This window comes from Caulobacter sp. GW822-FHT07D08, assembly GCF_058798735.1.
Genome location: NZ_JBXAKU010000003.1, coordinates 292,744 through 303,169, shown reverse-complemented (window position 1 = coordinate 303,169; position 10,426 = coordinate 292,744). Strand labels below are relative to the sequence as shown.

Sequence of the window (10,426 nt, the reverse complement as noted above, 5' to 3'; positions counted from 1 at the left end):
AGTTAGTATCCGGCATGGAAACGACCCTGCGCGTGCTGGGCGACGGTCTGTCGATCGCCGCCCTGGCCATCATCGCCGCCACCGCCCAGGGCGCGTGGAAGCGGATCCCCAAGGACGTCCTCGTCCCCATGCTGTGGGGGCGCGACGGCAAGCCCTCCGTCCGCGCGCCCAAGGGCGTGGGCCTGCTGAGCATCCCGCTGCTGTCGATCCTCGTCCTGCTGTCGTTCACCGCGACCCAGGCGACGTTCACCGACGATCCCATGCAAGCGATCATCATCTTCCTGGTCCGCGCCACGCTGGGCGCCAGCCTGGCCCTGAGCCAGCTTTTCCACCTGCGGTTCGTCATTAAGACGTTGCAGGAAGAGGGTCAGCTTTAGGGGTCGGCCGCAGCCACCCCTATTTGCCCTTGACCCGCGTCGCCTTTCGCCGTTGAAGGCGCGCGACTTTGTGTTTCTCTCCGAAAGGACCCCGCCCATGGCCGACAAGTCCGTGAAAAAGGTCGTGCTCGCCTATTCGGGCGGTCTCGACACCTCGATCATCCTGAAGTGGCTGCAGACGGAGTACGGCGCGGAGGTCATCACCTTCACGGCGGACCTCGGCCAGGGCGAGGAGATCGAACCGGCGCGCGCCAAGGCGCTGGCCGCCGGCGTCAAGCCCGAGAACATCTTCATCGAGGACGTGCGCGAGGAGTTCGTGCGCGACTTCGTGTTCCCGATGTTCCGCGCCAACACGGTCTATGAAGGCCAGTACCTGCTGGGCACTTCGATCGCGCGTCCGCTGATCGCCAAGAAGCAGATCGAGATCGCCCGCAAGATGGGCGCCGACGCCGTCAGCCACGGCGCGACCGGCAAGGGCAATGACCAGGTCCGCTTCGAGCTCGGCTACTATGGCCTGGAACCCGACATCACCGTGATCGCCCCCTGGCGCGAATGGGACTTCAAGTCGCGCGAGGCCCTGCTGGACTTCGCCGAGAAGCACCAGATCCAGATCACCAAGGACAAGCGCGGCGAGGCGCCGTTCAGCGTCGACGCCAACCTGCTGCACAGCTCGTCGGAAGGTAAGGTCCTGGAAGACCCAGCGGTCGAGGCCCCCGAGTTCGTCCACATGCGCACGATCTCGCCCGAGGACGCGCCGGATAAGCCGACCGTCATCACCATCGACTTCGAGAAGGGCGATCCGGTCGCCATCGACGGCGTGAAGATGAGCCCGGCGACCCTGCTGACCAAACTGAACGAGCTGGGCCGCGACAACGGCATCGGCCGGCTGGACCTGGTCGAGAACCGCTTCGTCGGCATGAAGTCGCGCGGCGTCTACGAGACCCCCGGCGGCACGATCCTGCTGGCCGCCCACCGCGGCATCGAGAGCATCACGCTGGACCGGGGCGCCATGCACCTCAAGGACGAGCTGATGCCGAAGTACGCCGAGCTGGTCTACAACGGCTTCTGGTTCTCGCCCGAGCGCGAGATGCTGCAGGCCGCCATCGACTACAGCCAGGACAAGGTCGCCGGCCAGGTGCGCGTGAAGCTCTACAAGGGCAATGTCACCGTCATCGGCCGCACCAGCCCCTACTCGCTGTACGACCAGGACCTGGTCACCTTCGAGGAAGGCAAGGTCGCCTACGACCACCGCGACGCCGGCGGCTTCATCAAGCTGAACGCCCTGCGCCTGCGCGTCCTGGCCAAGCGCGACCGGCGCGGGTGAGACGTCGCGCCGCCGGAGCAGAGATCCGGCGGCGCGACCTATCTAGGCGGCCAGTTGCGCGACGTTGTTTTGAAAGGCGTGGAACCGCCGCAAATCCTCGAACTGGTTGGACTTAGAGGCCCGATACAAAATGATCCAATCAGGGACCGTGTAATAGTCCAGCATCCCCAGCACGAACATCGGCCGAAAATCGCTGGAGACCTTCTTTCGCGTCGTATCCATCGCACCGCGAAGATCAAGGGCGACCTGCGTCTTTGGGCTGAACAGAGACACCACGAATGGATCGATTTCTTTCGGGGTCGCGCTGAGATCGTAGGCCTCGAACAACAGGTCGTAGATCGCCTTGGGGCCAACCTGATCGACCCAGCTCGACACGATCAACAGCTCCATTTCAGCGCCTGACGCGCCCTTGTCCTCGGCGCCGACGTGAGCCCAAAGAAGCGCATCGGGCGTGAAGCCAAGCCTTTTTAACGCGGCGGCATATTCCCGCCCCGCCTTGAGCTTCCGCTCTATCTCGATCACAGCTTGCTCAACCAAGCCACCACTCCTTCCGGATCAAAGGCTGCGGCAACCATACCTCGTGCATAAGCCCGGCTCATCTTGCCAGAAGTATACTCGTGAGCCCGGTTCCAGTCCAAGACCGTGCGCAGCGAGCCTCGCAGAGCCTTCGGCGCGGCCTTCAAATCGATACCCGCCGCCTTAAATAGCTCACGCAAACTATGCGTGTAGAGCTCGGGTCGGCTGTCCTTCGAGGGCCATGAATTGAGCCGTTCCCGCCGAATGATCAGTGCCTTGAGCGCGAATTCGATCCCATATCCCGCCGCCATCCATGCTTCGCGGCAGGCTAGCCGATCATTGACCATCGCCCCCGCAACGGCGCGCTTGCCCTCCACCATTCGGAGAAAGGCGTCCGCCGTTAAGGGCTGATCTCGATCCACATCCCTCAATATCAAGCTCTACCATGGAGAGCAATGGTGAGACTGATCGCCTAGACCCGGTTGTACGGATACCGGTCCCGGATGATCCGCTGGAAGAACCGTCCCTTCGACGGGGCCCGCAGGAAGGCCTGGCTGATCCGCTCGGGGACGCCGACATAGACGTACGCGTCGCCATCGCGGAATGTAACGAACAGCTTGCCGTGTTCGGGGGTGTAGTCGATTTCGGCGATCGCCGTGGAGTCCACACGCATGGCTTCAAGCCTCCGCGAATGAGGATCGTCAGCCTTACGAGCGAATGAGCGCCAGGAGGGTTCCAGAGCGCCACGCGCGGCGAAGGCGACGGCCGTGCTCTAGGGGTTGGCGGGACGCGTGCAAACTCAGGACGAATACGGTTAGGGTTTCCCCCGAGGCGGCGTCAGTCCGCGAGAGGAACACAAGATGCACCAATCCCACGCGCTCGTGGCGATCGTCACCCTGGTCTCGCTGCTGGTCTATGTCTGGATGATCCTGCGCATCCCCGGCGCGCGCCGCCGGACCGGGATCGACGCCCCCGCCATGACCGGCCATCCCGAACTGGAGCGCCACCTGCGCATCCAGGCCAACACCGTCGAGTGGCTGGTCATCTACCTGCCCTCGCTGTGGCTGTTCGCCATCTACTGGAACGACCTGTTCGCGGCGGCCATGGGCGTGGTCTGGATCATCGGCCGGATCCTCTACGCCCTTGGCTACGCCGCCGATCCGAAGAAGCGCGAACTCGGCTTCACCATCCAGGCGCTGGCGACCGCCGTGCTGCTGTTCGGCGCCCTGGGCCGGGCGATCTACGTTCTCGCCGTCGTCGGCGCCTAGCTCAGCCATGGCGCGGGGGGCTATACCCGCGCCATGGACCACCTGCCCGTCGATCCCGCCCGCTACGGCGCCTTCCTGGTCGCCATGTTCGTCATGGCCATCACGCCGGGGCCGGCCAACCTGTTCGCCATCGCCACCGGCATGGAGCGCGGCAAGGGCGCGGCGCTGATCAGCGTGGTGGGCATGAACACCGCCACCCTGGTCTGGTTCACCGGCTCGGCCCTGGGCCTGGGCGCGCTGATCCTGGCCTTCCCCAAGGCCTTCCACATCCTGGCCTGGGCCGGGGCGGCCTATCTGGTCTGGCTGGGGCTGAAATCGCTATGGGCGGGGATCAGGAACATCGAAAGCCACGCCACGGCCACGGTGCGGGCGGGGCGCTCGGCCTTCCTCGACGGCTTCATGGTCCAGATCGCCAATCCGAAGATCCTGCTGTTCTTCTCGGGCGTGCTGCCGCCGTTCCTGGACATCAAGCGGCCGCTGGCCCCGCAACTGATCATGTTCGCCTGCGCCACCATCGGCATGGACCTGATCAGCATGTCGTCCTACGGCCTGGGCGGAGCGGCCCTGTCGACCCGCATGAACGAGCCGGGATTTCGCCGCGGATTCGCGATCCTGGTCGGCGTCCTTCTGATCACGGCGGCCGTACTTATCTTGTCGAGAGGCTGAAAGATTTCCGTGGCGCCGCAAACTTCGCCTTGGCGAAACCACAAAGCCTCGCCAGAGTTATCTCAAGTACCAAGGACTCCGCTTGAAGGAGCAGATCATGTCCATGAAAAAGGTCGCCATCGCCGCGGCGCTGGTCATCGCGGCCGGCCTGTCGGCCTGCGCCACGCCGACGCCGTATCAACCCAAGATGTCCGCCAGCTCGTCCGCCGGCGGCTTCTCCGAGCAGAAGCTGGAAGGCGACCGCTACCGCGTGTCGTTCGCCGGCAACAGCCTGACCTCGCGCGAAACGGTCGAGCGCTATCTGCTTTATCGGTCGGCCGAGCTGACCGTGCAGCAGGGCTACGACTGGTTCGAGACCGCCGACCACCGCACCGACCGCACCTCGCGCTCCTATGTCGAGCCCGATCCGTTCATGCGTCCGGGCTTTGGCTACGGCTATCCCTACGGCTACTGGCGCCCGTCCTGGCGTTACTACGGCGGCGCCTATGGCTGGCGCAGCTGGGACCCCTTCTGGGGCGACCCCTTCTTCGCCGACCGCGCCCAGATCCGCACCGTCGAGCGCTTCGAGGCTGGGGCCGAGATCGTGATGCACAAGGGCAAGAAGCCGGAAGGCGACCCGCGCGCCTACGACGCCCGCGAGATCATGGCCAACCTGGCCAGCAGCATCCAGCGGCCGGTTCCGGGCAAGTAGCCATAAACTTCCTCCCCCTCCTGGGGGAGGTGGCGCGGCGCGAATACGCGCCGTGACGGTAGGGGAGCCGGCGCACAGAATCCGTGCACCGCGCCCCCTCCGTCGGCTGCGCCGACACCTCCCCCATAAAGGGGGAGGAGCTTCTTCCTTACCGCGGCGCCATGCGGATGCCGCCGTCGAGACGCACGTCCTCGCCGTTGAAGTAGCCGCAGGTGATCATGGTCACCGCCAGCTGGGCGTACTCCTCGGGATTGCCCAGGCGCTTGGGGAACGGCACCGAGGCCGCCAGGCCCGCCTTCACCGCTTCGGGCGCGCCGTTCATCAGCGGGGTGTTGAAGATCCCAGGCAGGATGGTGTTGACGCGGATGCCCTCGCCCATCAGGTCGCGGGCGATCGGCAGGGTCATGCCGACCACGCCGCCCTTCGACGCCGAATAGGCCGCCTGGCCCATCTGGCCGTCCTCGGCCGCGACGCTGGCGGTGTTGACGATCGCGCCGCGCTCGCCGTCTTCCAGCGGCGTGAGGTCCAGCATGCCCTTGGCCGACTTGGCGATGCAGCGGAACGTGCCGACCAGGTTGATCTGGATGATGCGGTCGAAGGCGTCGAGCGGGAAGTGCTTGGTCTCGCCGGTGGTCTTGTCGCGGCTGGCGGTCTTGGCCGCGTTGCCGGTGCCGGCGCAATTGACCAGGATCCGCTCCTGGCCATGGGCGGCGCGGGCCTTTTCGAAGCCGGCGTCGACATCGGCGTCGCTGGTCACGTTGACCTTGCAGAACACGCCGCCGATGTCCTTGGCGACTTCCTCGCCGCGGGCCTCGTTCATGTCGAAGATGGCGACCTTGACGCCTTGGGCGGCCAGGGCGCGGGCGGTGGCCTCGCCGAGGCCCGAAGCGCCCCCGGTGACGACGGCGGCGACGGTGTTGTCGAGTTTCATGGACGTTTCCTGCGGGTTTGCGTTTAAGCTCGCTGTTGAGCAAAGGTTTAAACCGATGAGCCGCGACGCCAAACCGTCCCCCGACGTAAACGTCAATGAGGTGCTGGATCCGAAGAAGGCTCTGGCGCCCGTCACCGTGCAGTTGAACGAGGAGCGGGTCGAGAAGGGCTTCCTGCCCAAGATCCGCAAGATGGCCACGAAGGTGCCGTTCGCCGCCGACGCGCTGTCGGTCTGGTGGGCCGCCCGCGATCCGGACACCCCGACGGCGGCCAAGGGCATGATGCTGGCGGCCCTGGCCTATTTCGTCCTGCCGACCGACGCCATTCCCGACATCCTGCCGGTGATCGGCTTCACCGATGACGCGGCCGTGATCGCGGCCCTGGTCGCCATCCTCGGCAAGACCGTCAAGCCGCGCCACAAGGAGGCTGCGCAGGCTTTCCTGCAGCGCCTGTCCCGCGACGCCTGAGCCTGGAAGCCGCCATGTCCCTGCCCGCCGCCCTGCTGCTCGCCGCCGCCCTGGCCCAGAGCCCCGCCCCGCCGCCCTCCGCCGACGCCGAGGACAGAGCGGTGCTGGCCGCGGCCCAGGCCTTCTTCGACGGGCTGGAAGCCGGTGACGCGGCCGCCATGCGCGCCACCTTGCTGCCCGAAGCCCGCCTGATGTCGCTGACCAGCAAGCCCGACGGCAGCGTGGCGATGCGCCGCTTCGGCTTCGAGGACAGCTTCGGCAAGCAGACTCCGACCGGGGTCAAGGAATGGATGTGGTCGCCGGTGATCATCCGCCGCGGCGCCCTGGCCACCGTCACCGCCCCCTACGAGGTCAGCAAGGACGGCAAGACCATCCACTGCGGCATCGACATCTTCACGCTTGTCAAACAGACGGACGGCGCCTGGAAGATCGACAGCATCAGCTGGACCGCAGAACCGAACGCCTGCCCCGAGCTGCGCGAGCTCTAACCCACCCGGAACCGCAGCACCGCGCCGTTCCACAGGGCGTCGTCGTGGTCCTCCTCGACCAGGTCGCGGACGCCGGGATAGCTCGCCGCCGCCTGCCGCCAGAAGGCCAGCGCCCCGACGTTGCGCCGGACCACCGCCGCCTCCCAGAGGCCCCAGGCCGTGCCGAACAAGGCGTGGGCGGCCGCCAGGCCCACCCCGCGCCGGCGATGTTTGCGGACGATGAAGAACTCGGCCACCGCGCGGTCGACCGGAGTCGCCGAATGGGCGACATCGTTGACCAGGGCGAAACCGACCGGCAGGCCCCTGATCCGGAACAGCCAGGCCTCGCGCGTCGGGTCGGTCCAATAGGCGTCCAGCCCCGGATAGTCCGAGAAGCGACCGTCCGGCTCCAGTTCGCCCTCGACCTCCCGGTCGAACCACAGCTCCGAGAAGTCGTGGATATAGAGCTGCATGAGATTGGCGATGATCGGCGCCTCTTCGGGGCCGGCCTTGGAGACGACGAGATCCGCGCGGCTCACCGGGACGCCTCCATGGTCTCCAGCGGCCCGCCGCCCCGGACCTGCCCGATCGGCGTCATCACGATCGACATGGCGCTTCCTCCGTGTGCGACAGGTTGTCGCGGCCGAACTTGAGCTTAAGTTGGTGGGATGATCGAAGCCCTGCTCTCCAAAATGATCAAGACCGGCGATTTCACGGCGCACCTGCCGGGAGGTCGCGTCATCAAGGCGGGGGACGGGACGGGGCCGCCCGTGGCCATCCGGATCAACAGCCGGGGTCTGCGCCGGCTGGCCAATCCCAGCCTGGGCCTCGGCGAAGGCTATATGGAAGGCGACATCGTCTTCGAACAGGGCTCGATCTCGGACCTCCTGACCATCGTCGGCGAGAGCGGCGGTCGCAAGCCCAAGCGCGGCTCGGCCTTCACCCGCTTCCGCAAGGCGCTGAAGCGGCGGATCCAGCAGGTCAACGACCGCGTGGCCTCGCGCCGCAACGTCTCGCACCACTACGACCTGTCGAACGACCTCTATCGCCGGTTCCTCGACACCGACATGCAGTACAGCTGCGCCTATTTCGAGCGTCCGGACATGACGCTGGAGGAGGCCCAGGCGGCCAAGAAGGCCCTGATCGGCCGCAAGCTGCTGATCAAGCCGGGCATGAAGACGCTGGACATCGGCTCGGGCTGGGGCGGGCTGTCCATGACGCTCGCCAAGGACTTCGGGGCCCGGATGACGGGCGTGACCCTGTCGACTGAACAGCTGGCCCTGGCCAAGGAACGCGCCGAGAAGGCGGGCCTGGCCGACAAGACCGACTTCCGCCTGACCGATTATCGCGACCTGGATGAAAAGTTCGACCGCATCGTCTCGGTCGGCATGCTGGAACACGTCGGCGCGCCGAATTTCCGGACCTATTTCGAGACCATCGCCAAGCTGCTGGACGACGACGGCGTGGCCCTGGTCCACTCGATCGGCAAGATGCACGGACCGGGCGCGACCAACGCCTTCACCCAGAAGTACATCTTTCCGGGCGGCTATATTCCCGGCCTGTCGGAGATCGTCGCGGCCATCGAGCATGCGGGCCTGTGGATCACCGACGTCGAGATCCTGCGCCTGCACTACGCCGAGACCTGCCGCATCTGGCGCGAGCGGTTCATGGCCGATCCGGACATCCCGACGATGTTCGACGCCCGCTTCCGGCGGATGTGGGAGTTCTACCTGGCCGGCGCCGAACTGGGCTTCCGGCACGGCGGCCACATGGTCTTCCAGATCCAGCTGGCCAAGAAGCGCGACGCCACGCCGCTGACGCGGGACTACCTGCTGAAAGCCTGATCCTCCCCAGCGGGGAGGACTAGCCTCACTCCACCGTCACCGACTTGGCGAGGTTGCGCGGCTGGTCGACATCCGCGCCCTTCACCACCGCCACGTGGTAGGCCAGCAGCTGGATCGGGGCCGACATCACCAGGGTCGAGACCAGCGGGTCCGAGGCCGGGGCCGTCACCACCACCTTCGCCCCCGCCGGCGCGTGCTTCACGCCTTCGGTGTCGGTGATGAAGATCACCTGGCCGCCGCGCGCCATCACCTCGCTCATGTTGGAGGCCGATTTCTCGAAATAGCTGTCGTAAGGCGCCAGGATGACGATCGGGGTCTGGTCGTCGACCAGGGCGATCGGGCCGTGCTTCAGCTCGCCGGCGGCGTAGCCCTCGGCGTGGATGTAGCTGATCTCCTTCAGCTTCAGCGCGCCTTCCAGGGCCAGGGCCGACATCGGGCCACGGCCGAGATAGAGCACGTCCCGCGCCTTGGCGACGTCGGCGGCGATCTCCTTGATGGCGTCCTCCAGGCCGATGGCCTCGGCGATCAGGCGCGGCGCCTCCAGCAGCACCTTGACCAGGCGCTGCTCCTCGGCGTCGCCGATCGTCCCGCGCGCCTTGGCCGCGGCGATGGCCAGGGCGATCATCACGCTGACCTGGGCGGTGAAGGCCTTGGTCGAGGCGACCCCGATCTCGGGACCGCAGTGGATCGGCCAGACCACGTCGACCTCGCGGGCCATGGTCGATTCCTGGGCGTTGACCACCACCGCGCTCTTCATGCCCTTGGCCTTGCAGTAGCGCAGGGCGGCCAGGGTGTCGGCGGTCTCGCCCGACTGCGACATGGCGACGACCAGCGAGCCCGGCCGCAGGGCCGGGGTGCGGTAGCGGAACTCCGAGGCGATCTCGACATCGACCGGCAGGTCGGCCAGCTGCTCGATCAGGTACTTGCCCACGACGCCGGCGATATAGGAGGTGCCGCAGGCGACGATCTGGATGCGCTCGAGCTTGGCGAAGTCGATGTCGCCCGGGACGGCCGCCTTCGAGGTCAGGGTGTCGACATAGGCCGCGATCGTGCGCTGGCAGCCCTCGGGCTGATCATGGATCTCCTTCTCCATGAAATGCCGGTAGTTGCCCTTCTCCAGCATCACCGCCGAGGTCGGCACCACGCGGACGGGCCGCGTCACGGCCGCGCCGCTGGCGTCGAAGATGCGGTGACTGTCATGATCCAGGGCCACGTAGTCGCCCTCGTCCAGATAGATCACCCGGTTGGTGAACGGGCCGACGGCCAGGGCGTCCGAGCCCAGGAACATCTCGCCCTGGCCCTCGCCGACGACCAGCGGGCTGCCGCGGCGGGCGCCCAGGATCAGGTTGTCCTCGCCCTCGATCAGCACGGCCAGGGCGTAGGCGCCGGTCAGGCGGTCCAGGGTCGCCTTGAAGGCTTCGAGCGGCGGCAGGCCGGTCGCCAGCTCGGCGTCGATCAGGTGGGCGATCACCTCGGTGTCGGTGTCGCTGGAAAACGCGCGGCCAGCGGCGGCCAGCTCGGCCTTCAGCTCGGCGAAATTCTCGATGATGCCGTTGTGGACCAGGGTGACGCGACCGGCGGTCTGCGGGTGGGCGTTCTGGACATTGGGCGCGCCGTGGGTGGCCCAGCGGGTGTGGCCGATGCCGACGGTGGCGACCAGCGGGTCCTCGGTCAGCACCGCTTCCAGCGCCTTGATCTTGCCCTTGGCCCGACGGCGCTCGACCCTCGTTTCGCCATTGGAGCCGCCAACGACGCCCGCGACGCCCGCGGAGTCATAGCCCCGATATTCGAGGCGTTTGAGGCTCTCGATCAGACGGTCGGCGACGGGTTGTTTTCCGACGATGCCGATAATGCCGCACATGGGCCATGATCCCTT

General features: G+C 66.6%; 14 protein-coding genes. 8 read left to right on the top strand and 6 right to left on the bottom strand.

Annotated features, from left to right (window positions below):
- Positions 1 to 14: 14 nt before the first annotated feature.
- Both AC1RJ9_RS08040 and AC1RJ9_RS08035 read left to right on the top strand, forming a co-directional pair.
- Positions 15 to 377 (top strand): hypothetical protein, encoded by a 363-nt coding sequence (locus AC1RJ9_RS08040; RefSeq protein WP_492837700.1) that lies wholly within the window; start codon positions 15 to 17, stop codon positions 375 to 377.
- Between the two features lie 97 nt (positions 378 to 474).
- A complete protein-coding gene (locus AC1RJ9_RS08035; protein WP_492837701.1) occupies positions 475 to 1,701 on the top strand; it encodes an argininosuccinate synthase in 1,227 nt (408 codons plus the stop codon).
- Positions 1,702 to 1,743: 42 nt separating this feature from the next.
- Here AC1RJ9_RS08035 and AC1RJ9_RS08030 read toward each other — a convergent pair whose 3' ends face one another.
- The 3 genes from AC1RJ9_RS08030 to AC1RJ9_RS08020 all read right to left on the bottom strand — a co-directional run bounded on the left by AC1RJ9_RS08030 (position 1,744) and on the right by AC1RJ9_RS08020 (position 2,890).
- Positions 1,744 to 2,238, bottom strand: coding sequence for a hypothetical protein (locus AC1RJ9_RS08030; protein WP_492837702.1), 495 nt, complete (start codon positions 2,236 to 2,238; stop codon positions 1,744 to 1,746).
- Positions 2,220 to 2,597, bottom strand: a complete 378-nt coding sequence (locus tag AC1RJ9_RS08025) for a hypothetical protein (RefSeq protein ID WP_492837703.1) — start codon at positions 2,595 to 2,597, stop codon at positions 2,220 to 2,222. Before AC1RJ9_RS08025 ends, AC1RJ9_RS08030 begins: the two co-directional genes overlap by 19 nt.
- Positions 2,598 to 2,689: 92 nt before the next feature.
- Positions 2,690 to 2,890 carry a KTSC domain-containing protein gene (locus AC1RJ9_RS08020; RefSeq protein WP_125157233.1) on the bottom strand — a complete coding sequence of 67 codons (201 nt, stop codon included), beginning with the start codon at positions 2,888 to 2,890 and terminating at the stop codon, positions 2,690 to 2,692.
- Positions 2,891 to 3,077: 187 nt separating this feature from the next.
- Between AC1RJ9_RS08020 and AC1RJ9_RS08015 the strand changes: the two genes are divergently transcribed.
- The 3 genes from AC1RJ9_RS08015 to AC1RJ9_RS08005 all read left to right on the top strand — a co-directional run bounded on the left by AC1RJ9_RS08015 (position 3,078) and on the right by AC1RJ9_RS08005 (position 4,842).
- Positions 3,078 to 3,485, top strand: a complete 408-nt coding sequence (locus AC1RJ9_RS08015) for an MAPEG family protein (protein ID WP_492837704.1) — start codon at positions 3,078 to 3,080, stop codon at positions 3,483 to 3,485.
- 33 nt (positions 3,486 to 3,518) lie between these two features.
- Positions 3,519 to 4,151: a LysE family translocator gene (locus AC1RJ9_RS08010; protein WP_492837705.1), complete on the top strand. Its 633-nt coding sequence runs from the start codon at positions 3,519 to 3,521 to the stop codon at positions 4,149 to 4,151.
- A 97-nt stretch (positions 4,152 to 4,248) separates the two neighbouring features.
- The gene (locus tag AC1RJ9_RS08005) at positions 4,249 to 4,842 is read left to right on the top strand and encodes a CC0125/CC1285 family lipoprotein (protein WP_492837706.1); all 594 of its coding nucleotides are present in this window, start codon (positions 4,249 to 4,251) and stop codon (positions 4,840 to 4,842) included.
- 148 nt (positions 4,843 to 4,990) lie between these two features.
- On the opposite strand, the gene AC1RJ9_RS08000 is transcribed toward AC1RJ9_RS08005, so the two are convergent.
- The gene (locus AC1RJ9_RS08000) at positions 4,991 to 5,773 is read right to left on the bottom strand and encodes an SDR family NAD(P)-dependent oxidoreductase (RefSeq protein WP_492837707.1); all 783 of its coding nucleotides are present in this window, start codon (positions 5,771 to 5,773) and stop codon (positions 4,991 to 4,993) included.
- Positions 5,774 to 5,828: 55 nt separating this feature from the next.
- On the opposite strand from AC1RJ9_RS08000, the gene AC1RJ9_RS07995 reads away from it, so the two are divergent.
- Both AC1RJ9_RS07995 and AC1RJ9_RS07990 read left to right on the top strand, forming a co-directional pair.
- On the top strand, positions 5,829 to 6,239 hold the full coding sequence (locus AC1RJ9_RS07995; RefSeq protein WP_492837708.1) for a YkvA family protein: 411 nt from the start codon (positions 5,829 to 5,831) through the stop codon (positions 6,237 to 6,239).
- Positions 6,240 to 6,253: 14 nt separating this feature from the next.
- Positions 6,254 to 6,727 carry a nuclear transport factor 2 family protein gene (locus AC1RJ9_RS07990; protein ID WP_492837710.1) on the top strand — a complete coding sequence of 158 codons (474 nt, stop codon included), beginning with the start codon at positions 6,254 to 6,256 and terminating at the stop codon, positions 6,725 to 6,727.
- Here AC1RJ9_RS07990 and AC1RJ9_RS07985 read toward each other — a convergent pair.
- Positions 6,724 to 7,245, bottom strand: coding sequence for a GNAT family N-acetyltransferase (locus AC1RJ9_RS07985; RefSeq protein WP_492837712.1), 522 nt, complete (start codon positions 7,243 to 7,245; stop codon positions 6,724 to 6,726). The two genes, AC1RJ9_RS07990 and AC1RJ9_RS07985, sit on opposite strands and share 4 nt — an antisense overlap.
- A gap of 129 nt (positions 7,246 to 7,374) precedes the next feature.
- On the opposite strand from AC1RJ9_RS07985, the gene AC1RJ9_RS07980 reads away from it, so the two are divergent.
- Positions 7,375 to 8,550, top strand: coding sequence for a class I SAM-dependent methyltransferase (locus AC1RJ9_RS07980; protein WP_492837714.1), 1,176 nt, complete (start codon positions 7,375 to 7,377; stop codon positions 8,548 to 8,550).
- A 25-nt stretch (positions 8,551 to 8,575) separates the two neighbouring features.
- On the opposite strand, the gene glmS is transcribed toward AC1RJ9_RS07980, so the two are convergent.
- The gene (glmS, locus tag AC1RJ9_RS07975) at positions 8,576 to 10,411 is read right to left on the bottom strand and encodes a glutamine--fructose-6-phosphate transaminase (isomerizing) (protein WP_492837715.1); all 1,836 of its coding nucleotides are present in this window, start codon (positions 10,409 to 10,411) and stop codon (positions 8,576 to 8,578) included.
- Between the last annotated feature and the right edge of the window lie 15 nt (positions 10,412 to 10,426).